General features: G+C 60.0%; 21 protein-coding genes. 11 read left to right on the forward strand and 10 right to left on the reverse strand.

Annotation, left to right across the window (positions count from 1 at the left end; all coding sequences use genetic code 11):
• Window positions 1-124: 124 nt before the first annotated feature.
• From GR197_RS21280 to GR197_RS21310, 7 genes are all read right to left on the reverse strand, one after another.
• Complete coding sequence (locus GR197_RS21280) at window positions 125-1,465, reverse strand: DEAD/DEAH box helicase (RefSeq protein WP_164013075.1); 1,341 nt, start codon at window positions 1,463-1,465, stop codon at window positions 125-127.
• Window positions 1,462-2,178, reverse strand: coding sequence for a hypothetical protein (locus GR197_RS21285; RefSeq protein ID WP_164013077.1), 717 nt, complete (start codon window positions 2,176-2,178; stop codon window positions 1,462-1,464). Before GR197_RS21285 ends, GR197_RS21280 begins: the two co-directional genes overlap by 4 nt.
• 110 nt (window positions 2,179-2,288) lie before the next feature.
• Window positions 2,289-3,422, reverse strand: a complete 1,134-nt coding sequence (locus GR197_RS21290) for an ABC transporter ATP-binding protein (protein ID WP_164013080.1) — start codon at window positions 3,420-3,422, stop codon at window positions 2,289-2,291.
• A gap of 91 nt (window positions 3,423-3,513) precedes the next feature.
• Window positions 3,514-4,719 (reverse strand): ABC transporter substrate-binding protein, encoded by a 1,206-nt coding sequence (locus GR197_RS21295; RefSeq protein WP_164013413.1) that lies wholly within the window; start codon window positions 4,717-4,719, stop codon window positions 3,514-3,516.
• 73 nt (window positions 4,720-4,792) lie between these two features.
• A complete protein-coding gene (locus tag GR197_RS21300; protein ID WP_164013082.1) occupies window positions 4,793-5,650 on the reverse strand; it encodes a carbohydrate ABC transporter permease in 858 nt (285 codons plus the stop codon).
• Window positions 5,647-6,531: a carbohydrate ABC transporter permease gene (locus GR197_RS21305; protein ID WP_164013084.1), complete on the reverse strand. Its 885-nt coding sequence runs from the start codon at window positions 6,529-6,531 to the stop codon at window positions 5,647-5,649. Before GR197_RS21305 ends, GR197_RS21300 begins: the two co-directional genes overlap by 4 nt.
• 13 nt (window positions 6,532-6,544) lie before the next feature.
• The gene (locus tag GR197_RS21310; RefSeq protein ID WP_003594794.1) at window positions 6,545-7,702 is read right to left on the reverse strand and encodes a Gfo/Idh/MocA family protein; all 1,158 of its coding nucleotides are present in this window, start codon (window positions 7,700-7,702) and stop codon (window positions 6,545-6,547) included.
• Between the two features lie 330 nt (window positions 7,703-8,032).
• Here GR197_RS21310 and yghX point away from each other — a divergent pair, with 330 nt between their 5' ends.
• The 4 genes from yghX (at window position 8,033) to GR197_RS21330 (ending at window position 12,146) form a co-directional block, all read left to right on the forward strand.
• Window positions 8,033-8,920, forward strand: coding sequence for a YghX family hydrolase (yghX, locus tag GR197_RS21315; RefSeq protein WP_164013086.1), 888 nt, complete (start codon window positions 8,033-8,035; stop codon window positions 8,918-8,920).
• Between the two features lie 12 nt (window positions 8,921-8,932).
• Window positions 8,933-9,454 carry a G/U mismatch-specific DNA glycosylase gene (gene mug, locus GR197_RS21320; RefSeq protein ID WP_164013088.1) on the forward strand — a complete coding sequence of 174 codons (522 nt, stop codon included), beginning with the start codon at window positions 8,933-8,935 and terminating at the stop codon, window positions 9,452-9,454.
• 306 nt (window positions 9,455-9,760) lie between these two features.
• Entirely contained in the window at window positions 9,761-11,521 is a 1,761-nt protein-coding gene (locus GR197_RS21325; RefSeq protein ID WP_164013090.1) for an MOSC and FAD-binding oxidoreductase domain-containing protein, read from the forward strand.
• A 400-nt stretch (window positions 11,522-11,921) separates the two neighbouring features.
• Window positions 11,922-12,146 (forward strand): hypothetical protein, encoded by a 225-nt coding sequence (locus GR197_RS21330; RefSeq protein WP_164013091.1) that lies wholly within the window; start codon window positions 11,922-11,924, stop codon window positions 12,144-12,146.
• Window positions 12,147-12,195: 49 nt separating this feature from the next.
• Here the strand turns inward: GR197_RS21330 and GR197_RS21335 are convergent, their stop codons facing one another.
• Together GR197_RS21335 and GR197_RS21340 are read right to left on the reverse strand one after the other, a co-directional pair.
• Window positions 12,196-12,636, reverse strand: a complete 441-nt coding sequence (locus GR197_RS21335; protein WP_164013093.1) for a DMT family transporter — start codon at window positions 12,634-12,636, stop codon at window positions 12,196-12,198.
• A complete protein-coding gene (locus tag GR197_RS21340; protein ID WP_164013095.1) occupies window positions 12,633-13,118 on the reverse strand; it encodes a DMT family transporter in 486 nt (161 codons plus the stop codon). Before GR197_RS21340 ends, GR197_RS21335 begins: the two co-directional genes overlap by 4 nt.
• 138 nt (window positions 13,119-13,256) lie before the next feature.
• Between GR197_RS21340 and GR197_RS21345 the strand changes: the two genes are divergently transcribed.
• A complete protein-coding gene (locus GR197_RS21345; RefSeq protein WP_164013096.1) occupies window positions 13,257-13,496 on the forward strand; it encodes a hypothetical protein in 240 nt (79 codons plus the stop codon).
• Window positions 13,497-13,560: 64 nt separating this feature from the next.
• Here the strand turns inward: GR197_RS21345 and GR197_RS21350 are convergent, their stop codons facing one another.
• Window positions 13,561-15,327 (reverse strand): SLC13 family permease, encoded by a 1,767-nt coding sequence (locus GR197_RS21350; protein ID WP_164013098.1) that lies wholly within the window; start codon window positions 15,325-15,327, stop codon window positions 13,561-13,563.
• 223 nt (window positions 15,328-15,550) lie between these two features.
• On the opposite strand from GR197_RS21350, the gene ligD reads away from it, so the two are divergent.
• The 6 genes from ligD (at window position 15,551) to GR197_RS21380 (ending at window position 23,771) form a co-directional block, all read left to right on the forward strand.
• Window positions 15,551-18,196, forward strand: coding sequence for a DNA ligase D (ligD, locus tag GR197_RS21355; protein ID WP_164013100.1), 2,646 nt, complete (start codon window positions 15,551-15,553; stop codon window positions 18,194-18,196).
• A gap of 192 nt (window positions 18,197-18,388) precedes the next feature.
• The gene (locus GR197_RS21360) at window positions 18,389-19,117 is read left to right on the forward strand and encodes a FadR/GntR family transcriptional regulator (protein WP_164013415.1); all 729 of its coding nucleotides are present in this window, start codon (window positions 18,389-18,391) and stop codon (window positions 19,115-19,117) included.
• Between the two features lie 51 nt (window positions 19,118-19,168).
• A complete protein-coding gene (gene denD, locus GR197_RS21365) occupies window positions 19,169-20,161 on the forward strand; it encodes a D-erythronate dehydrogenase (RefSeq protein WP_164013102.1) in 993 nt (330 codons plus the stop codon).
• Window positions 20,162-20,238: 77 nt separating this feature from the next.
• A complete protein-coding gene (locus GR197_RS21370) occupies window positions 20,239-21,306 on the forward strand; it encodes an ABC transporter ATP-binding protein (RefSeq protein WP_164013104.1) in 1,068 nt (355 codons plus the stop codon).
• A gap of 141 nt (window positions 21,307-21,447) precedes the next feature.
• The gene (locus GR197_RS21375; protein ID WP_164013106.1) at window positions 21,448-22,752 is read left to right on the forward strand and encodes an ABC transporter substrate-binding protein; all 1,305 of its coding nucleotides are present in this window, start codon (window positions 21,448-21,450) and stop codon (window positions 22,750-22,752) included.
• 86 nt (window positions 22,753-22,838) lie between these two features.
• Window positions 22,839-23,771, forward strand: a complete 933-nt coding sequence (locus GR197_RS21380; protein ID WP_164013108.1) for a carbohydrate ABC transporter permease — start codon at window positions 22,839-22,841, stop codon at window positions 23,769-23,771.
• The last annotated feature ends 5 nt before the right edge of the window (window positions 23,772-23,776 follow it).

Consider the following 23,776-nt stretch of genomic DNA (forward strand, 5'->3'; position numbering starts at 1 on the left):
CACCAGCCTCCTGCTCCTTCAGCACCGCAATAATCTGCTCTTCGGTAAATCTCTGCTTCTTCATTCGTCCGTCCTTTGATGGGCCGGACTCTAATCAATTCTGGAGGAAATCCTCAGTGGCAGGTCATGTTCCATATATCCAGGCCAGCACTCCCTCATGCGTCCAAATTCCAAGTCGTCTCGCTGTTGGTCTCCAAGTGTCGCTGTAGTGCTCAGCGTCCGTACCAAGCCAGCGCCGCAAATGGACGACGTCAGAAAGGACAGCTGAAAGTAAGACTATTCTCAGAGGATAGGACTTTTGCTGTTGTAGTCGGAAGCGGGTTATAATTGCTTCCAGTCGCGCGCCTCTAGAGCCATTTTCAACTCCATGGGCTTCATCAAAGACCACTGTGTCAAGACGTTGATATATGTTGCTGGATGTACGCAGAATGCCGTCCAGTCGCTCAGGGGTCACAACTAGTATGGAGTAGGCATCTGAAGGTATTGTCGTATGCGAATTGAACACACCAAAATACCCAAGCACTGCGACGTGATCTGGTGCATGCCTACGGAGCGTCTCGTAGACTTGTCTTCCCAGCGCGATATACGGAACCACATAGATCGCCACTCTCGGGGCACTGCTCATTCGGGCGGCAATAATGAGTCCGGCAATTAGGGTCTTGCCAGTGCTGGTCGGCAAGGTAATGATGCAATTGTTTTCGGATTCAAGTAGGTCGTCATCTTTTAGTACGTTGTATTGAGGCGGCAGAAGGCAGTGTCGCTGGTCCTCGATGATATTCGATATATACCGGTGAAAGATCGTGCTCCTGTCGCGTTTCATTAACTTTGCTATCGCAAGCGTTGTAATTTGCTTTAGGGCAAGTCGAGCGCAGCCTAGCATGGTCATTTCAGCTGGCGATCGATTTGCAACCATTAGCTCCTCCAAATGACGAACTAACCTGTCACCTTCGCCCTCGTCACCCGTTCGCAAAAAGTAATTCAACCGTTCGATGAACGCTCGTGTCTGACCTGTTATGTGAGATGATAAGAGCGCCCGAGGTATCAGGCGTGGGTTGCTAACCGCTGCGGCAAGCCACAGACCATCTGAACGCAGCTCCCGGTCGTCTAATTTCTTGTGTACTGCAGCTGCAGATGGAAAATTCCCATACATCCCAAAAGCGCAGCCTGCCAACGTCAGCAGAAGTACACGTTGTCTTGCTTTTTCAGCATCCAGGGTATCCAATGCGACGCGGTCGAAGCTGTCCGCGACTTCAAGAATTATTCGCGCCGCTGCAATCAGAGGTGAAGCGACTTCTTCACTCAGCAACTTTTCACTGTCGGGCAGCAGGAGTCGCTTTTGATAGTATCCGATCTCGCGTTGCGCAACTGCGAGGAGATATCCCCACGATGCGGGCTCGACGTTTAGACCACGCGCCATCCCCCATGCAGTCCGCTCGGCTCGGAGCAACTCTTCGTTCAGAGTCAAAATTTCCCCCTGGCCAGACGGAGTAGGCGTTGCTCCAAGTCGGACAATCCCATCGCCCAAGGAGCGATCTGAGCGGCGCTCCAGCCGAAAACAGTGATGGCAGATCGGATAGCTACGAGCTTTTGGACAGGGTTACCGACATTTACGTCATGGATGCCCGTCGGGAGCAGCCTCACGTTCGTGCAGCCTTGCGGAGTTGTTGCTCCCAGCCGCCTGACGCGCTCCGCATATTCGTCGTTGTTCTGCTCAATCTCGAACCGGAATGCCAATGTCTGGATACGCGATTGCAAAGTCAAATTGAGATCAGTCGCGAATAGCTTCTCGTAATCTACTGTTAGCTTGTCCCAATAACCAAGAGTGTTCTGCCCTGTAGTTTTTATCTCTTGGATATATATTAGGTCATTCTGGGAATTGCTTTCGTCAAGATAGACATACACCAAGTCTAGACCGGCCTTGCTGATATCTGACAAAGGCTCAAGAGCATTTCCCGCTTGCTTATGCATTGCGCCGAACTGTAGGCCTCTCGCAACATGAAGCGTGACGAACTCTCCGATATTTCCTTTTTGCCGATTAGTCAGAGCGGTTCCGTCATCCAAGAAGGGAACCCGCAGGCGTTGCAGCTCGATAAGCAATGCCTTGTGAGCCGCATCGCAGTCCGGGTCGCCTAGATTGACCAATACGCCGGAATCTAGGGTCGAAGAAAAGCCGGTCACAGCGAGGTCCTGTATGACTGTTGCGAACATGACTGAGAATTAACTAGTCAGGAAATATCTGTATTGCGGTCCCAGTTTAATAAGCAAGGGCCGAAACAGAGCCAGTCGCCTCAAGCCGCCGTCGGGTTGATCACGTTCATATCGATTTCGGTCAGTTCCACGCGCCGCTCGAAAGCAATACCCGCCTCGTCGAAGAGGTGGCAATCCGCGGCATTGATGCCGGTTGATACCGGCACATCGGCGCGGATGCCGACGCTGCCGGGGAGCATGGCGCAGAAGTTCTCGGCCTCGCCGTTGAGCGAGGCATAAGCGACGGTATTGGCGCCGAGGCGTTCGATCACCGTCGGCGTCACGGTAAAGACGATATCGCCCCCGTTGAGCTGAATATGCTCCGGGCGGATGCCGAGCGTCAGGGTCTTGCCGGCCATGCCGTCACGCGGCGTTACCGGCAGAAGGGCGGTCTGGCCTTGATACTCCACCTCGACGCCGCTGGCGCTGACGCCCTTGCAGGTGACGGGCAGGAAATTCATTTTCGGGTTGCCGATGAAGCCGGCGACGAACTGGTTGGCCGGCTTGTGGTAAAGCTCCAGCGGCGCGCCCGTCTGGGAAATATCGCCGGCGTCGAGCACGACGATACGGTCGGCCATGGTCATCGCCTCGACCTGGTCGTGCGTCACATAGATCATCGTCGCCTTCAGCTGCCGGTGCAGCTTGGCAAGCTCGATGCGCATATCGGCGCGCAATGCCGCGTCGAGGTTGGACAGCGGCTCGTCGAACAGGAATATTTTCGGTTCGCGCACGATGGCGCGGCCGATGGCGACGCGCTGGCGCTGGCCGCCGGATAGCACGCCGGGTTTCTGCTGCAGCCGCTGTTCCAGGTGAAGGATGCGCGCCGCATTTTCCACCCTGGCCTTGAGCTTTGCCTCTTCCATCTTCTCGACGCGCAGCGGGAAGGCGATGTTTTCGAAGACGGTCATGTGCGGGTAGAGCGCGTAGGACTGGAACACCATGGCGATGCCGCGCTTGACCGGCGGCAGGTCGTTGACCCTGATACCGTCTATGACGATATCGCCCGCCGTCGTCGCGTCGAGGCCGGCGATCATCCGCAGCAGAGTGGATTTGCCGCAGCCAGACGGACCGACGAAGACGACGAACTCGCCGTTCTTCACATCGAGCTGCACGCCCTTCAGAACCTCGTAGTCGCCGTAGAATTTCTGAACTTTGTTAAGAACGAGCTGTCCCAAAAATCTGTCTCCGCCGGCGGCCTTCGTCGCACGCTCGATATAGGGGAGGGGTCGCGGCTTATGCCGCGACCCCAGGGAGCCTCGGGAGGCCTTACTTGAAGGCTTCGACTTCGCCGGCAGCCTTCTTGAGTGCTGCCTCCGGCTCGGCTTTTCCAGTCACCACCGACTGGATCATCTCGATCATCGAGTTCTGGAAGCCCTTATAGTCGGTGAAGAGCGGCTCCGGACCACCATAGCTGATGCCATCGATCAACGGCTTCCAATTGGCATCCTTGGCGACGAACTCGTCGACCTTTGCGGAGGGGCGCAGCGGCGTGAGGCCGGCGCCGCCCTGCAGCTCGTATTCCGACTGGACATCGGGGGAGGTGATGAACTTGGCGAACTCGGTCGCCTTGTCCTCGACGCCGGAGCCCTTGAAGATCGCCAGGCTGTCGGTGATCAGAAGCGTGCCTGGACCCTTGGCGTCGGGGCCGAGCGGCAGGGTCGTGATGCCCCAGCTGATCTGGGTCTTCTTCAGACGGTCGGCCGCACCTGAGCCGGCCTGGATCATCGCCACCTTGCCGTCGAGGAAGATGGCGCGGACTTCGTTCTGCTCATAGGCCGTCGGGCCTTCTTCGGAGTAGGGGACGATGTCCTTATAGGCTTTCAGCGCGGCGAGAATCTGCGGGCTGTCGAGCGTGACCTTGCCGTCGGCATCGATCACACTGCCGTTGTTGGTGTAAACCCAATGCATGAACTGATGCATGGTATTGTCGAAGGTCTTGGCGGAGAGACCGAAGCCCGGAATGCCGGTCTTTTCCTTGATGGTTTTTGCCATCTCGATTTCTTCAGCCCAGGTCTTCGGCGGCTTCTCGGGGTCAAGGCCGGCCTGCTTGAAGAGATCCTTGTTCCAGTAAAGCGCCTTGGTGGAGAAGGCGATCGGAACGCCCCACTGGTTACCCTCGAAGGTCACCGTGTCGACGATGTGGGGATAGTAGGTCTTCTTCTCGTCATCGGTCATCGGCACCGGAACGATCAGATCGTTCTGCGCGAATTCCTTCAGCGTGCGCGAGCCGACATAGGCCATGGCGACCGGCGTGCCGGCGGCGGCAAGCGTCGTTGCCTTGTCCTGGCACTGCGCCCAGCCGACAACCTCGGGGGTAACCTTCCAGCCGGTGTTCTTTTCTTCCCACTGCTTGATGAATTTGACGTGGACCGGGTCGATCGTGTCGCCGCAATAGATCCAGCTGATTTCCTTGTCGGCTGCATGGGCAGTGACCGCAGTCATTGCCGTCGAACCGAGCAAGGCGAGCGCCATAAGGCCTGTCCTGATTGATATACTCACGTCGTGACTCCCGTTCTTGTGTTAGCTGTTCACTCGTTTTTTGGTCTTATTGTTTCACCGCACCGGCGGTCAGCCCGCCGACAAGGTAGCGCTGAAGGAAGAAGATGACGACCATCGCCGGCGCGATACCGACGAAGGAAGCCGCCATCAGTTCGTTCCAGATGACCTCCTGCTTACCGAAGTATGCAAAAAGGCCAACCGGCAGGGGCATGTATTCGGTCTTCGAGTTGAAGGTCAGCGCGAAGATGAATTGCTGGGCGTAAGCACCGATGAAGGTGGTGATGGCGACGACGATAATACCCGGCATCGCAATCGGCAGGATGACGCGGCGAAGCGTGTAGAAATGGCTGGCGCCATCCATATAGGCCGCTTCATTGAGTTCCTGCGGGATACGGATCATGTAGGTGCGCAGCAACCAGATCGCCGAGGGGATCAGGAAGGCAACACCAGGCACGATCATGGCGAGATAGGTGTTGAGCACGCCCATGCTGCGCATCAGCCGGAAGAGCGGGATCAACAGCACGGCGCCGGAGAACATGTTCACCGTCAGGAAGGCGCCGAGCAGGATCCCCATGCCCTTGAATTCGAACTTCGCGAAGGCATAAGCCGCCGGAATGACCAGGCAGAGCACGATCAGCGTGACGATGATCGAGATGAAGAACGAGTTGAAGATATAACGCCCGAAACCCGGCACGCTGATCCACATCGTCCGATAAGCCTCGAAGGAACCGTTCTCCGGCCAGAAGCGGTAGGGAGAGGAGAAGAGCTGGCTGAGGGGTTTCAGCGACACCATGAAGCCTTCGAAGAAGGGCGCCAGCACGAAGAACAGAAACAGCGCGATGCCGCAATAGATCAGGATGATCTCCCACCAGCGGTATCGGTCGATCATGGCAGCATTGCTCATGCGCGCTTCTCCGGGTTGAGGCGGCGGGTAACGCGGAAATAGGCAAAGCAGAAGAGCGACAGGAAGATGCAGATCAACACGGCGCGCGCTGCACCTTCACCGTATTTCTTCGAGCCGATGGCGGTCTGATAGGTATCGATGATCATCGTCGTCGTCTCACCGCTCGGCCCACCCTGGGTCAAGATCCAGATGATGTCGAACGAATTGAAGGTGGCGATCAGCGACAGCATCGACATGGTGATGATGGCAGGCACCATCAGCGGCAGGGTGATGCGGCGGAAGCGATACCAGCGGCCGGCGCCGTCGGTCCAGGCGGCCTCGTAGAGATCCTTCGGAATAGACTGGATCGCCGCCAGGAAGTAGATCGTCACCAGCGGCACGCCGATCCACACGTCGGTGATGATCGTTGCCCAGAAGGCGGTGCTGCCATAGGCGAGGAAGGCGACCGGACCATCGACCAGCCCGAAGCGCTGCAAAACGCCCGATATCATCCCGAACTGGCCATTATACATCCAGCCCCACATGAAGATGCCGATGGCCATCGGCACGATCCATGGCGGCATGGTCAAGAGCCGGAACAGCGAGCGGCCGGGCACGGCGGCATTCAGCATGGTCGCGCCGAAGGTGCCGATGATCATTTTGAAGGCGACCGAGAAAAACGTCCAGATGAAGGTGCGGACGATGACCTCCGCAAAGCTGCCGTTGAAGATCTTCTGGTAATTGACCCAGCCGACCCAGTTGGTGGTCTTCTTCAGCGACGCGTCAGTGAAGGAGAGAATGAAAGTATCGACGAGGGGATAGGCGACGATGGCGAGAACATAGAGAACAGCCGGAAGAAGAAGGATCCAGGCGAAGATGAAGGCGCTTCTTTGGACACTCATCTTGCCGCCTTCCTCAAGCCGCTCTTGCGTGGAGCGCCTCGTCGAAGCGATCCCAGATGGGACGCAGGTCGACGACGGTTTTCTTCATCCTCGCCTCATCCATCGCCAGGGCGAGGATACCGGCTTCCAGCGCATTCAGCGTGGAAACGGGAAGTTCGAGCCCGGTGCGCACGCTTTCCAAGAGATCGCTCGCCATCTGTTCGTCGGCGCCGTAGTGCTGGGAGAGCTCGGTGGCAGCATATTTGTTTTCCACAACCTTCTTGCCGGTCAGCTGTTCGTGCACATCGAGATAGCCGCGCACGAAATCGCCCTCGGCCATGCCGCGCGAACCCATGATGGCGAAACGGCGGAACTGGTCGGGCACGTTCAGATTGGTGTGGAAGTTCATGCCCACGCCATTTTCATATTCGACGATCGCCACCTGGTAATCGATAATGTCGGCATCGCTGTCGAAGACCTTGTCCGATCCCATCCAGCCGCTCGGCTTGCGATGGAAAAGCTCGAGATCGTTGATGCCCTCGCGGGCCGGATCGTTGGCCGGAATGAAGCTCTTGCGGCCGCCGAAACTTGCCACGCGCTCCGGCCTTGCGCCGACGACACCATTATAAAGGTCGAGGTCGTGGCAGCATTTCTCCAGCATGAAGCTGCCGGAATAGCGCTCGTAGCGGCGCCAGTCGCGCATGAAGAAGGCGCCGTGATAGGGCTCGATATGCTCGGAAGCCTCGATCGAGACGATCTGGCCGAGTTTTCCCTCGGCCTGGATGGCGCGCAGATCCTTATAAAGCGGGGAATAACGCAGCACCAGACCGACCATCAGCCGCTCATGGCCGAACTTCGCCATCAGATGGGCAAGCTCGATGCTTTCGGCAATCGTGGTAACGATCGGCTTTTCGCAGAAGACTTTAAGACCGGCTTGAAGCCCGAGCCTGATATGATCGAGATGCAGGTGATTGGGAGAGCCGATCATCAGCAGATCGAGCTTTTCGGACGCCAGCAACTCCTCCGGCGAAGCATAGGCTTTGCCGACCGAGACTCCCTTTTCCGTCAATCCGGGAAGTCCGGCGGGTTCCGGATCGACATAGCCGACAATGTCGAAGCTGCTATCGATCGCTTTGAACACATATCCGAGATAGCCGAGCCGGAATCCCAGCCCGATGATTCCCACTTTCATGCCGATCAAGTTCCCAATTAAGTAATTTATTTTCTTTAAGTTGGGACAAAAATCGAGAGGCGTCAATAGAAAACGGGCCTCAAAGCGCAAGCATGAAATTAATTTTCATAGACCTGCGGACGGCGGCCGATTGTTGGCTGCGACGGGCCGGATGCGGATTGCCGAAGGAAATAGCGCGCACCGACTGAAGCAGCAGCGGTGAATTCAGCGTCCGTTGCCGCAGGCGGCGGTCGTCCCGACAGCCACACGCGGGACTCGCGAAATGTTGAAAAGACACGTGAGTTTACGTGTGTAGGATGGCGCGAGACCCGAAGGCAAGGAGGAGCCATCATGACCCGCATGACAGCCAAGGATTTCCCTCAGGAACTTCTCGAACTCTATGATTATTACGCGCATGGGAGGATTACCAAGCGCGAGTTTCTCGACCGGGCCGGCAAATTCGCCGTCGGCGGGCTGACGGCAGCCGCCATTCTTTCGTCGCTGAGCCCTGACTATGCGCTGGCGACCCAGGTCGAGTTCACCGATCCCGACATATCAGCCGAATACATCACCTATCCCTCGCCGAAAGGAAATGGCGATGTCCGCGCCTATCTCGTCCGCCCTAAAAACGCCGCCGGCAAGGTCGCAGCCGTCGTGGTCGTGCACGAAAACAGAGGCCTGAACCCCTATATCGAGGATGTGGCGCGGCGCGCGGCAAAGGCCGGGTTCATCGCGCTGGCGCCGGATGGACTCACCTCGGTCGGAGGTTACCCCGGCAACGACGAGAAGGGGCGGGACCTGCAGCAGAAGGTCGACCCGGAAAAGCTGATGAACGACTTCTTCGCGGCTGTGGAGTTTCTGATGAAGAGCGACCTCACCACCGGCAAGGTCGGCATCACCGGCTTCTGCTACGGCGGCGGCGTCGCCAATGCTGCGGCGGTCGCCTATCCGGAACTTGCCGCCGCCGTGCCGTTCTACGGCAGGCAACCGCGCGCCGAGGACGTGCCGAAGATCAAGGCGCCCTTGCTTCTCCATTATGCCGGGCTGGACAAGGGCATCAACGAAGGCTGGCCAGCCTATGAAGCTGCGCTGAAATCAGCGGGAAAAACCTACGAGGCCTATGTCTACCCCGACGTCAATCACGGCTTCCACAATGATTCCACGCCGCGCTACGACGAAGCGGCCGCCAAGCTCGCCTGGCAGCGAACGGTGGACTGGTTCACGAAATACCTCGCCTGAGGAGGCAGCGGTTTGAACGATGCCACGTCGCCAAACAGCGGATTGTCGGAAATCCTCGCTCCCGGCCTCTCCGTCGTTTTCTGCCGATTGAACCCTGCCCTGTCCGCGGTTCGGGACGGACATAATTTCTCGAACCCGAGCAACCGCTTTTGGCGCGTATTGCATCTGGCTGGATTTACGCCGCGGTTGCTTCGGGCGGAAGAAGAGCGCGCCTTATTGCACTATGGCTGCGGCCTGACATCGGCGGTTTCACGTCCCACGAAAAGCGCGAGTGAGTTGAAGAGGCAGGATTACCTAAGCGCCGCCCCTGTCCTGGAGAAGAAGATCCAAACGTTTGCGCCGGCCAATCTGGCCTTTCTTGGAAAGGCGGCATACGCGGCCATCAGCCTTCGAGCCGATGTCGAATGGGGTCGGCAGGCCGAGGAATTTACGGGCGCCGTCATCTGGCTGCTGCCTAATCCAAGTGGCCTCAACAGGGCTTTCAGCTTGGTCGGATTAACCGAACATTATCGCGAGCTGAGATCGACGCTCTGAGCCGCGTCCGCCGCGGCCAGGACAACAGTCTCGGCTTCCGGGTTGCGGCGTTCCGTTTCTCGAAGGCAGGGAAACCGCAGGTTTTGATTGCTGGGTTTCGACTGGACGGGTGCCGATGCTGAGCTGCGGCGACGCCACCGTATAATCGATCGACGACCCCTTCGGTTATTCTATCGATGGGCCTATTATCCGCGCCACCACTGGAAGACGTCAGGCTGGAGCGTCCTTGCCAAGACGCGACCTGTTGTTGCAGCCGATCTTCCATCCATCTCGAAATTGCGATGATCATCATTCGGGAGAAATGTCATGCTACGCTTGCTTTCGGTCAATGTGGGCCTGCCGCGCGACATCACTTGGCAAGGCAAGATCGTCAACACCGCCATTTGGAAAACGCCGGTCGAGGGCCCCCGCATGGTGCGGCGACTGAACGTGGACGGCGATGGACAAGCCGACCTCGCCGGCCATGGCGGTGAAGGCCGTGCGGTCTTTGTCTATCAGATCGATTCCTACCGGTACTGGCAGAAGCAACTGCGTCGCGACGACTTTGTCTACGGGCAGTTCGGAGAGAATTTTACCATCGATGGTTTGCCTGATGCAGAAGTCTGCGTTGGAGACCGTTATCGGATCGGCGCCGCATTGTTCGAGGTGACGCAGCCGCGCGTCACCTGCTACCGGCTTGGCATACGCATGGACGAGCCGGAGATGGCCGCGTTGCTGGTCAAACATGGCCGTCCCGGCTTCTATTTGCGTGTGCTGGAGGAAGGGGACGTGCAGGCAGGCGACGAAATCACAAAGGTTGCGTCCGGCCCCGAAGGCATGAGCATTTTTACGATCAACGCGCTGCTTTATATGCCCGGCCACCCTCGGGACCAGTTGGAGCGCGCGCTGCGCATCCCGGCGCTGAGCGCCGGCTGGCGTGGGTCATTCGAGGCGCTGCTCAAGCAGAAACGGGAGGAGGGGACGACGACGGGAAATGCCGGGCTCGCCGCCGCGTCCGGTCCGCCGCCGGCATGGCGCGGTTTCCGCCCTATGCGTGTGGCGCGCAAGGTGCGCGAAAGCGGCAGCGTGACCTCCCTCCTGCTCGAACCGACGGATGGCCAACCCGTTGCGGCGGCACTGCCCGGGCAGTTCGTGGTGCTGCGGCTCGGGCCAGCTTCTGCGCCGGCGATGATGCGCAGCTATTCTCTGTCAGGCGAGCCCAGCGCCAGCCATTATCGCGTCAGCGTCAAACGGGAGCCCCATGGCCTTGCCAGCAGTTACATCGATGACGAGCTCCAGGTTGGAGACGTCGTGCAGGCAAGCGCCGCACGCGGCAGTTTCACGTTGCAGCCGGGCGCCTCGCCAATTATTCTCTTGAGTGCGGGTATCGGCGTGACGCCGGTGCTGGCGATGCTTCACGTTCTGGCAACCGAAGCGTCGACCCGGCAAGTCTGGTGGTTATACGTCACCCGCAACGGCCGCGAACATCCGTTTGCCGAGGAGGCGCGCGGGCTGCTCGGGAGGCTTGCTCACCATCGCAGCCACATTCGCTACAGTTTGCCAGATCCCGAGGATCGGCCTGAGCTGGATTTCGACGCTTACGGCCGTCTGGATGTGCAGGCGCTGAAAGCGCTCGACCTGCCGCGCGATTGTGATGTCTATATCTGCGGACCCTCGACATTCATGAGCGATCTGACCGACGGACTGACAGCCTTGGGCATCGCCCCGGATCGCATCCACAGCGAGATGTTCGGCGCCGGTCCATCGATAACCCCCGGAATGTCTGCTTCGCCGCCTCGTCCGCCACATTCACCGGCAGGGTCTCCAGGCTCGGGGCCGCTGGTGTCGTTTGCGCGCACCGGTCTCAATGTGCGCTGGGAGCCGATATTCCAGAGCCTGCTCGAACTGGCGGAGGCCTGCGACGTGCCGGTGCGATGGTCGTGCCGAACCGGCGTCTGTCATACCTGCGAGACCGGGCTTGTAGCAGGGAGCGTCGGCTACCGGCCCGACCCGGTCGATGCGCCGGCGGATGGCAACGTGCTCATCTGCTGCTCGAAGCCTAAGGGCGATATCGTGATCGATTTGTAGAGGCAGGATTCTTAGTGGTCTTTCTGGCGGACGCCTGATTGTCACGGCCTTGCAAGCATGGAGATGCGATGCTGCCCAAGGGCGAACGAATATTCGTGGTGCGGGATATGGGAGGCTTCCTCGCTTCTTCATGATGCGCAAAGACCGCTGCAAGACCCTGAATCGCGGCACAATCCTCAAGCCGCTTCCGATTTACACAATTATGCGGTAGCCTGTCTGCTGGCTTTCATCGAGCGAAGGGTTTCGCTCGACGCTAGAGACGGCCTCAGACGACGAAGTATCGACCGTCGAGATTTCAGAATACGTTCTGTCATCGATGACAGGCCAAAATGCGATCTGCACGGAACAAGGATGCCTGTCATTGGGTTTCGAACCTTAGCGTTCAAAAGGAGGTGCATTCATGCCTACGGTTGCTGCGACACCCATCACCCCACCTGACCAGCACGTCGTCACCGCGCGCGAAGCCATCGAGCCGCTTTATGAGAAGCTCGAGCTCCAAACGGAATCGCTGGTTCTATCCGCGGCGCTCGAAGCGGGATGGTCTCCAGATGAGGCAACGAAGGCACTTGCGGCGCTGAGACTGCAGGATGCTCTTTCGACCCTCGACGAACGAACCGGCCGATAAACTCCGAGAAATCCATTGTCTCTGACCACTCAGGCAGAATTGCTGTCGGCTATTGCGAGCCGCCGGCTTTGCGCCGCCTGCGGCTGACCACCATTCCGCCGACGATGAGAACAATTCCGGTGGCGTTCGCCCAGAACGACGTCGGCACGGCGCTGAGATAATCAAACGCCACCCCGGTTACCATCTGGCCGCCAATGATCAGCAGCGCTGCATTGATCGCGCCTATGCGAGCGATCGCCCAGCTGCCTGCCGCCACGAAAACGACGCCGATCGGACCACCCAAAAAGGCATACCAAGGCGCCTCGGCGGCGCCGGCAGGAAGCAGGCCTCCGACAATAAGACCAAGGCAGGTGAGGACAGCAAAGCCTACGGCATGGTTCCAGAAGGATGCGATCAGCGGCGTGGTGGATATGCTCAACCGCCCATTGAGCTGACGGCTGAGGCCGACGAGCACGCCGCCGAGGCAAGCCAGAAGAACGAACACTGTCACGCCGCACCTCGCCCAAACAGGATAATGAGTGCGCCGCCGGTAACCACCAGGCCGAGCGCGGCGATGTCCCGTATGTCCGGGCGCCGCTTTGGCAAACCGAACAGTCCCCAATTGTCGGCCGCCAGGCTGAAAGCGACCTGGCCTGCCAAACCCAAAGCCAAGGTGCCGGAAAGCCCGAGCGGCGAGTTGACCGCGGTCGAGGTCAAAATGACCGTTGCGGCCCCGGATACCCCGCCGAGATAGGCCCATAAGGGCGCTTTAGCGGTTTTTCCCGCCATCGGCGTGCGTCGGCGGTAGAGTGCCAAAAGAAGAATGACGGCCGCGACCATGCCTGTGCCGTGAGCGGTCCAGGATGAGAACAGCGGATTGCCGTACCGCGCCAGCTCCCCGTTGAGATGCACCATGAACGTTAAGAGCCCACCCGTCGCAAAAGCTCCGATGAAATAGATGGGATGCGAATTACGTGCTGCTTCGATGGTCATTGCAGATCCCGTCAAAGAATCGATTGCGCCGGATATTTTTCAAACTGCCATTATAGAACGCGCGTCTTGCACCTGGCCGGAGCTATCAGCTTCGACATGGGAGTGCTAAACGGCGACCGCCGCATATAAGGAAATATCGTGAAAAAATTAATTCGCCTGCTGCTGCCGATCGCTCTTGCTCTCGTCGTTTTTACCGGTTTCCGCTGGTATCGCTATATCTCCAACACCGATAGCCCCTATGACGAAATCGGCATCACCCTCAACAATTCCATGCCCGGCCCGATCAACAGCTGGGGCTGCGCCAAGCTGAAAATCACTTTTGCCGGTTCCCTGCCACCATATGGCTGCGCTGCCGCCGACGCGACGCAGTGGAAGTAGTGCGGCAAGGCTGCGCCGCTGGCGCAGCCTGCATTGCCTCGTGGAGTGGGCCGAATCCGCCGGGTCAGATCGGCCAGACTGCCAGCAGGGCAGGCACACTGACAAGCACGACGATCAGCGAGAGTGGCAGGCCCAATCGCGCATAGTCGCCAAATCGATACCCGCCCGGCCCCATGACCAGCGTGTTGCACTGATGTCCGATGGGCGTGAGGAAATCGCAGCCGGCACCAATGGCCACCGCCATCAGAAATGCATCGGGCCGAAAGCCCAGCTTGGCGGCAAAGGTCGCAGCGATCGGCGCCATGACCAGAACGGTGGCCGCGTTGTTCAAAAACGGTGTCACGGCCATGGCCGCAATCAGGATCAGAGCCAGAGCGCCGAACGGCGGGAGCATTTCGGCGATCCGCGACAGGAGGTCGGCGATGATGTCGGTGGTTCCGGTGGTTCTGAGCGAGTCACTGATCGGAATGAGAGCGGCCAGCATGATCAGAATGGGCGCATCAAGATGATGATAGACTTCGCGCAACGGAATAGATCCGGTGACCACCATCAGAAAGGCGGCGGCAAAAAATGCTGTGGCGACAGGAATGCCGCCGAAGGCCGTCGCCCCCATGGTGGCCAACAGGATGATGACGGGGATCATGCCATTGCGGGCGTTGCCAAGCTTCAAATCTCGTTCGACCAGCGGTAAACATCCCCATTCGCGCAGAAGGTCCGGCAGTTTCTGCAAGTCGCCCTGCAGGACCACGACGTCGCCATTGCGGATCTTGATCTCGCCCAGACGCTCGGTGAAGCGCCGGTCCCGGCGGCTGACGGCAAGAAGATTGAGGCCGGTATTATGGAAGAGGGAGACGTCTTTGGCGCTGACGCCGATCAAGCGGGAATGTTCGCCGACGATGGCTTCAACGGAACTGATGTCCTGGCGTGTCTCCGGCTGGTGTTTACGATCGGACAGTTGAAGCTTGGCTTCACTGACGATCTTATCGAGAGCGCTCTGCTCTCCCTCGATGATCAGAAGGTCGCCATCCTTGAGCACGGTGTCGGGCAGCGGCGTTCGCCTCTGGCCGCTGCCGCCGATGATCGCGGTCACCATCGCATCGCCGCCGGCCGGCTTCTGCAGCCAGCTGACCGATCGGCCAATCGCCGCCGACGGCGTGGTGACCTTGGCCTCGGTCGTGTAGTTTTTGATCGCCACCGCCTCGTCCATCGAGGTTTCCGCCCGGGTTCTTTCCGGAAGCAGCTTGTAGAACAGCGCTAGAAAGACAACGCCGGCGACCGAAAGCGCCAGGCCGACAGGCGTATAATCGAACATCGTGAACGGCTGCCCGGTGATCTCCTCACGCACCCGGGAAACGATGATATTCGGCGACGTGCCGATCTGCGTCATCAGCCCGCCGAGCAGAGAGGCGAAGGACATCGGCATCAGGAACATCGACGGGGATACGCGTGATTTCCGCGCCATTTGCACGGCAACCGGGATCATGATTGCCAACGCCCCGATATTTTTGACGAAAGCCGACAGGGCCGCAACAATGGCAACCAATATGATCAGCTGCATCCGCGGCCCGCGTCTTTCGGGAGAAAATCGGCGCAACGCGACATCCATGATCCCCGATCTGGATATCGCCGCGCTGACGATGAGCGCGCTGCCAACGATAATCACAATGTCATCGGCAAAACCGGAAAAGGCACTTTTGGCAGGCACGACGCCGGCGATGATTGCAACGAGCAGCGAACTCACGGCGACGATATCGTATCGATAACGCCCCCATACGAAGGCGCCCATCATGAGCGCGATGATGAGAAGGGAAAGCCATTGATCAACGCGCATGTTTGCATTCCTGTGGTAGCAACTAACGTTTGAAGCATGAGAACGATACGACGCGACGGCGAATTTTCTTCGCCGTCATTCGAAGTATCGAAGGCCACGTTTGCGATGCGGTAAGGCTTGGAATAGCGCGCATGTTGCCAATATTCAGCGAGAGCAGGCCATCATGGAACTTCCAGCCGTCAGCCGGCATTCCGTGCTTGGATATGCTGTTTGGGGAACGACCATGGCCAGTGACAACCTCTCGACATATCGATCGAAGCGCGATTTTCAAAAGACGGCGGAGCCGAGCGGCGAGAAGCAGATCGCGCGCAGCAATCGCCGTCGCTTCATCATCCAGAAACATGATGCCACCCGGCTGCATTACGACCTGCGGCTCGAACTCGACGGCGTCTTCAAATCCTGGGCGGTCACCAAGGGCCCATCGCTCGATCCGCACGACAAGCGGCTGGCCGTCGAGGTCGAGGATCACCCGCTCGATTATGGCGATTTCGAAGGCACGATCCCGAAAGGGCAGTATGGCGGCGGCACGGTGATGTTGTGGGACCGCGGCTATTGGGAGCCGGAGGGAAAGAAAAGTCCGGAGCAGGCGCTGGCCAAGGGGGACTTCAAGTTCACCCTGGACGGCGAAAGGCTGCACGGAAGCTTCGTACTGGTGCGCATGCGCAATGATCGCGATCGCGGCAAGCGAACCAACTGGTTGTTGATCAAACACCACGACGCGTTTTCGGTCGATGAGAATGGCGCAGCGATCCTGGAAGAGAACGACACCTCGGTCGCCTCCGGCCGAACGATGGACGCGATCGCCGCCGGCAAAGGCCGCAAGCCAAAACCATTCATGATCAAGGGTGGTGATGTTCAAGCGGATGCCGTCTGGGACAGCAATCACGGGCTGGCCACTGACGAGCGAAAGGAGGAGGCCCGAGCCGAGAGCAAGCTGAAGACGGCAGCGAGGGTCGACCTTCCGGACTTCATTGAGCCGCAACTTTGCCAGGCCCTGGAGCGGCCGCCGGCCGGCACCGGCTGGATTCACGAGATCAAGTTCGACGGCTACAGGATACAGTTGCGCGTGCTGAATGGCGAAGCGACGCTGAAGACGAGAAAAGGCCTCGACTGGACCGGCAAGTACCCGCAGATCGCCGAGGCGGCATCGGCGCTGCCCGACGCCATCATCGACGGCGAGATCTGCGCTCTCGACGACCATGGCGCACCGGATTTCGCAGCCCTGCAGGCAGCCATTTCGGAAGGCAGAACCGGCGATCTCGTCTACTTCGCATTCGATCTTCTTTATGAGGGGGGCGAGGACCTGCGATCTCTGCCTCTCATCGAGCGCAAGGCGCGGCTTCGGAACTTCCTGTCGGATGCCGGCGATGACCCTAGGATACGTTTTGTCGAACATTTCGAGACCGGCGGCGATGCGGTGCTTCGCTCTGCCTGCAAGCTCTCGCTGGAAGGCATCGTTTCCAAACAGGGCGATGCACCCTATCAATCCGGCCGCACCGAAAGCTGGGCGAAATCGAAATGCCGCGCCGGCCACGAAGTGGTGATCGGCGCCTATGCCAAAACCAACGGCAAATTCCGATCCCTGCTGGTCGGTGTCTACCGCGGCGACCACTTCGTCTATGTCGGCCGCGTCGGCACGGGATATGGCGCGAAGAAAGTGGAAACGCTGCTTCCGAAGCTGAAGGCGCTCGAGACGGCAAAATCGCCCTTTACCGGCATCGGCGCGCCGAAAAAGGAAGCCGAGGTCACCTGGCTGAAGCCGGAGCTAGTCGCCGAAATCGAATTCGCCGGCTGGACCGCCGACGGTCAGGCCCGCCAGGCCGCCTTCAAGGGTCTGCGCGAGGACAAACCGGCCAGGGAGGTCAGGGCCGAACGGCCGGCGAAACCCGCAGAGACTGAAGTGCCGGAGCCCTCGGTGGCGGCGAAGGCCAGGCCCGTTCGCCGCAAAGGCACCAAGGCCGAGGTGATGGGTGTGCTGATCTCCAATCCCGACAAGCCGCTGTGGCCGGATGCCAATGATGGCAGAGCCGTGACCAAGGAGGATCTGGCCCGCTATTACGAAGCTGTTGGCGCCTGGATGATCGAGCACATCAAGGGTCGCCCCTGTTCGATCATCCGCACGCCCGACGGGGTTGGCGGCGAGCAGTTTTTCCAGCGCCATGCGATGCCCGGCACCTCGAACCTGCTCGAACTGGTCAAGGTCTTCGGTGACAAAAAGCCCTATCTGCAGATCGACCGGGTCGAGGGTCTGGCAGCTGTCGCGCAGATCGGCGCCGTCGAGCTGCATCCCTGGAATTGCGAACCGCATAAGCCGGAGGTGCCGGGCCGGCTGGTGTTCGACCTCGACCCCGGCCCTGATCTGCCATTTTCCGCGGTCGTTTCAGCGGCCCGAGAAATGCGCGATCGTCTCGACGCGCTGGGGCTGATCAGTTTTTGCAAGACGACCGGCGGCAAGGGCCTGCACGTCGTCACGCCGATTGCGATCAACAAACGCAAGCCGCTTTCCTGGGCAGAAGCGAAGAGCTTCGCGCACGACGTCTGCCAGCAGATGGCGCGCGACAATCCGGAACTTTATCTGATCAAGATGACGAAGAGCCTGAGGAATGGCCGCATCTTCCTCGACTATCTCCGCAATGACCGGATGGCGACGGCCGTGGCGCCTTTGTCGCCGCGCGCCCGGCCGGGCGCAACCGTCTCGATGCCGCTGACCTGGACCCAGGTCAAATCGGATCTCGACCCCAAACGCTTCACCATCCGCACCGTGCCGGCGCTGCTGTCGAAATCGTCGGCCTGGGAGGATTACTGCGACGGCCAGCGGCCGCTGGAGCAGGCGATCAAACGCCTCGGCAAAGTCTCGAACGCGGCTTGAGCGGGAATAACAGTCCGCGGCCAGCTGTCTCTGTCGGAATGAATTTTCCCGAGGGCCGATATTGCCCTTCGCCAAACCGTTCCAAATTACTGCAGAGTGGATTGCCGACATCAAGCGTTTGACAATCCTTTACCTCTGAGGTCTACTGGCCCACTTACCGGACCAGTAGACCTCAGGGGGAGGGTGATGGCGATGGATGTTCGAGCAATGCTCGAAGATAACGTTGCGACGCTTGGTGGGGCGCCGAAGAAGTCGATGAAAGACTTCGTCGTTCAGAAGATCGCGACCTTCATTGCCACCGGCATCCTCAAGACCGGCGATCCGCTGCCGAGTGAACGTGAGCTGGCCGCCGCGCTTTCGGTCAGCCGCGAGACCGTCCGCGGTGCGATCCTCATCCTTTCCACGCATGGAATCCTCTCGGTTGCGCAGGGAACGCGCACGGTGGTGGCATCGGAAGATGTCGGCGAATTGGCTGTTCAGGCGGCGCGCTATCGCGACATTGCAGCCTATAGCCTCGACAATGTTCATGAGGCGCGGCTGCTGATCGAAGCGCAGGTGGTCAGGGCTGCCGCGGTCAGGATGGATCCATCGACACTTGAATATCTCCGCCAGTCGATCGCGGCGCAGGAAGCCGCCTTTGACGATCCCGTCCGTTTCTTGATCTGCGACCGGGAGTTTCACACCGCAATCTACCGTTGCAGCGGCAATGCGGTGCTCGCCGACATGGCAGCCGACCTCTATTCCTATCTTCTCAGCCACCGACGGCGCGTCGTATCGCAGCCCGGGACGATCGCCACCAGCATCGCCGATCACCGGCTGATCCTCGCCGGCCTGGAGACTGGGGATCCGGACGCCGCATGCGCGGCCTTCGCGATCCACGAAACCCGCATTTATACGACAACCAAGCTGCTCCTCGCGTAGTCCGCAGGCGAAGAGCGGCTGAGACGAGACATCGAAGACAGGGGGAATAGGATGCATATTCTCATTATCGGGGCGGGAGGCATGATCGGCCGGAAGCTCGCCGCCAGCTTGGCGCGCAGCGGTTTCCTCGGCGCCGATACGATCACCCGCATGACGCTCGCCGATATCGCGCCCCCGCCGGTGCCAGCCGGCATCGTTGCGTCGGTGGAAGCGCTGGCTGCCGATATTTCCGAAGGCAATGTCGCGGAAGCCCTGGCGGCTCGCCGGGCCGACGTGATCTTCCATCTCGCGGCGATCGTTTCCGGCGAGGCCGAACGCAATTTCGAACTCGGCTATCGGGTCAATCTCGACGGCACGCGTGCTTTGCTGGAGGCAATCCGTCATGAGGGAAGCCGGCAAGTCTATGTTCCCCGGTTCGTCTTCACCTCCTCGATTGCGGTCTATGGGTCGCCGTTTCCGGATCCGATCCCCGACGATTACGTCCAGGCGCCGCTCACCAGCTACGGCGTGCAGAAGGCGATATCCGAGCTTCTGCTCGCCGACTATTCACGCCGCGGCTTTATCGACGGCGTGGGAATTCGATTGCCGACCATCGTGATCCGGCCGGGTGCCCCGAATGCCGCCGCATCGGGGTTCTTTTCGGGAATCCTGCGGGAGCCGCTGGCTGGCCAGCGGGCGGTTCTTCCGGTGGAGGAAACGGTCAAGCACTGGCTGGCAAGCCCACGTTCCGCCGTCAAATTTCTGATCCACGCCGCGACGCTCGACACATCGTCACTGGGTGCGCGGCGCACGCTGACTATGCCGGGAGTGGCCGCCACCGTTGCCGATCAGATCGCCGCGTTGCGCCGGGTTGCCGGCCCCGAGGCGGCTGAGTTGATCGACCGTCGCCGCGACGAGGTCATCGAAAGGATCGTCGCCGGATGGCCGAAATCCTTTGCGCCCGAACGCGCGACGCAACTGGGTTTCACCGCCGAAACCAGCGTCGACGAACTGATCGAGGTTTATCTCGCCGAAGACGCACCGGGTGCGCCGCGAGGAGATTGAGGTGAGGGCGGGAGCCTCATCATAGCGACAAGACGAAGACATAAGCATGTAGCGCTCGATTTCTGGGAGGAGTGAGTATGGCAGGCGTTCAATTCGCGGATGTGCGGAAATCATTCGGGGCATTTCCGGTCATCAAAGGCGTCGATATCGACATCGCCGATGGTGAGTTCGTGATCCTGGTCGGCCCGTCGGGTTGTGGTAAATCCACGCTGCTGCGGATGCTGGCGGGACTGGAGAACATTTCCGGCGGCGAGATCAAGATCGGCGGACGCGTGGTCAACACGCTGCCGCCGAAGGACCGGGACATCGCCATGGTGTTTCAGAACTATGCGCTCTATCCGCATATGACGGTGGAGCAGAACATGGGCTTCTCGCTGATGCTGAACAAGGCGCCGAAGGCGGAGGCCGAGAAGCGGGTGAAATACGCCGCCGGCATCCTCGGCCTCGACAAATTGCTCGACCGCTATCCGCGCCAGCTGTCCGGCGGCCAGCGCCAGCGTGTCGCCATGGGCCGGGCGATCGTGCGTGATCCTGAAGTTTTCCTGTTCGACGAACCGCTGTCCAACCTCGATGCCAAGCTGCGCGTCGCCATGCGCGCCGAGATCAAGGAGCTGCACCAGCGGCTGAAAACCACCACGGTTTACGTCACCCACGACCAGATCGAGGCCATGACCATGGCCGACAAGATCGTCGTCATGCATGACGGCGTCGTCGAGCAGATCGGCACGCCGCTCGAGCTTTACGACACGCCGGCCAATCTCTTCGTCGGCGGCTTCATCGGCTCGCCGGCGATGAACATCATCAAGGGGAGGCTCGATCCGGAAAACCCGACGCAATTCAGGGCATCCGACGGCACGGCGCTGCCGGTCGCCCATCCGCCGGCCGCTGCCATCGGCCGCGACCTCGTCTACGGGCTTCGCCCGGAATACATCCTGCTCGACGCCCATGGCCTGCCCGGCGAAATCGTGGTGATCGAGCCAACCGGCTATGAGACGCATCTCACCCTCAAGCTCGGCGGCAGTGATGTCAGCTGCGTCTTCCGCGAACGCGTCAACGCGCGGCCGGGCGAAATTCTGCGCGTTGGGATCGACGCCGCGCATGTTCATCTCTTCGATGCCGAGAGCGGCCGAAGATTAACCGACTGACGCCGTCCGGCGGCGGGGCGGAGGAGCTCTCGCAGCCAGAGGTCGGCCGCATCCCCTCTCAGGGATGCAAGGACCGTCGTTCACCAAGCGGGAGGTGAACGACGGGGAGTTCGCACCCGCGTTTTGATGAGGAGGAATCTCATGAGGATCAAAAGACGTGACTTTCTTGCCGCCTCGGCTGCCGTCGCCGGCGCCGCCGGCCTCGGCATTCGGCCATCGCTCGCCCAGGCCGAACCGAGCTACACGCCGGAAAGCGGTGCCAGCCTTCGTCTGCTGCGCTGGACGCCCTTCGTCAAGGGCGACGAGGAGGCTTGGATCGCCAACACCAAGAAGTTCACCGCAGCAACCGGCGTCGAAGTGCGCATCGACAAGGAAAGCTGGGAAGACATCCGCCCGAAGGCTGCGGTTGCAGCCAATGTCGGCTCCGGCCCCGATCTCATCATGTGCTGGTTCGACGACGCGCATCAGTACCCGGACAAGCTGGTCGATCTCACCGAACTCGGCAATTATCTCGGCAATAAATATGAGGGCTGGTACGACGGTGTGAAGGGTTATGCGACCCGCGGCGACGCCTTCATCGCCATGCCGCTGACGGCGATCGGCAATGCGGTGGTCTATCGCGACAGCCATGTGAAGGCGGCCGGTTTCAACGAATTCCCCAACGATACCGCAGGCTTCCTCGAGCTTTGCAAGGCGATGAAGGCAAAGGGCACGCCCGCCGGCTTCCCGCACGGCAAGGCGGTCGGAGACGGCAACAACTACGCCCACTGGCTGCTCTGGAGCCATAACGGCATGATGGTCGATGAAAGCGGCAAGGTGACGATCAACAGCCCGGAGACGCTGGCTTCGATCAACTATGCCAAGGAGCTCTATGCGACCTTCATTCCGGGTACGGAAAGCTGGCAGGACGTCAACAACAACCGCGCCTTCCTGGCCGGCCAGGTCTCGCTGATCGCCAACGGCGTCTCGGTCTATTACACCGCCAAGAACGATCCGAAGCTCGCCGATATCGCCAAAGACATCCGCACGACGAACTTCCCGATCGGCCCTGTCGGCAAGAGCGTCGAACTTTGCCAGACGAGCTCGCTGCTTCTCTTCAAGCACACCAAATATCCCGAAGCGGCCAAGGCCTACATCAAGTTCATGATGGAAGCCGACCAGATGAATGCCTGGATCCAGGGCTCCAGCGCCTATTGCTGCCAGCCGCTCAAGGCCTTCGCCAAGAACCCGATCTGGACCGCCGATCCGGTGCACGCGCCCTACGCACGCGCCTCGGAGAAGCTGCGCCCGAACGGCTATGCCGGCCCGCTCGGCTACGCCTCGGCAGCCACCATGGCCGACTATGTTCTGGTCGACATGTATGCCGCCGCCGTCACCGGCCAGATGTCGCCTGAGGATGCGATGAAAGAAGCTGAACGCCGGGCAAACCGCTACTATCGCGTCTGAGCCCTGCTTCAAACAGGCGGCGTGCCGGCCTTTCGGCATGCCGCAAGCTCCTCCGGGAGATCCAAAACGCGATCTGGAGATAAGCAATGTCGATGGCAAAATCGGGGGATAGGCGTGGGCCGGTCTCCTCGCTCCTGCAGAACAACAATGTGCTCGGCTTCCTGTTCATGCTGCCGGCGGCGGTGTTCCTTGTCTGCTTTCTCACATACCCGCTGGGGCTAGGCGTCTGGCTCGGCTTCACCGATACCCGGATCGGCCGCGACGGCGTCTTCATCGGGCTGGAAAACTACCAGTTCCTGATGGACGACTCCGTCTTCTGGCTGTCGGTCTTCAACACCATCCTCTATACCTCCGTCGCCTCGGTGCTGAAATTCGCGCTCGGCCTCTGGCTGGCGATGCTGCTCAACCAGCACCTGCCCTACAAATCTTTCTTCCGGGCCATCGTCCTGCTTCCCTGGGTGGTGCCGACGGTGCTGTCGGCGCTGGCCTTCTGGTGGATCTACGACGCCCAGTTCTCGATCATCTCCTGGTCGCTGATGAAGCTGGGGCTGATCAGCGGACCGATCAACTTCCTCGGCGACCCGATCAATGCACGCATATCGGTCATCGTCGCCAATGTCTGGCGCGGCATTCCCTTCGTGGCGATCTCGCTGCTTGCCGGGCTGCAGACGATCCCGGCCTCGCTGCAGGAGGCAGCCTCGCTCGACGGCGCCACGAGCTGGCAGCGTTTCCGCTATGTGACGCTGCCGATGCTGACGCCGATCATCGCCGTCGTGATGACCTTCTCGGTGCTTTTCACCTTCACCGATTTCCAGCTGATCTACGTGCTGACCAAGGGCGGCCCCGTCAACGCGACGCATCTGATGGCGACGCTCTCGTTCCAGCGCGGCATTCCCGGCGGCCAGCTTGGCGAGGGCGCGGCGATCGCCGTCGCCATGGTGCCCTTCCTGCTCGGCGCGATCATGTTCAGCTTCTTCGGCCTGCAACGGCGCAAATGGCAGCAGGGCGGCCAGGATTAGGAGAA

Source organism: Rhizobium phaseoli, from assembly GCF_010668805.1.
Lineage (GTDB): Bacteria > Pseudomonadota > Alphaproteobacteria > Rhizobiales > Rhizobiaceae > Rhizobium > Rhizobium phaseoli_A.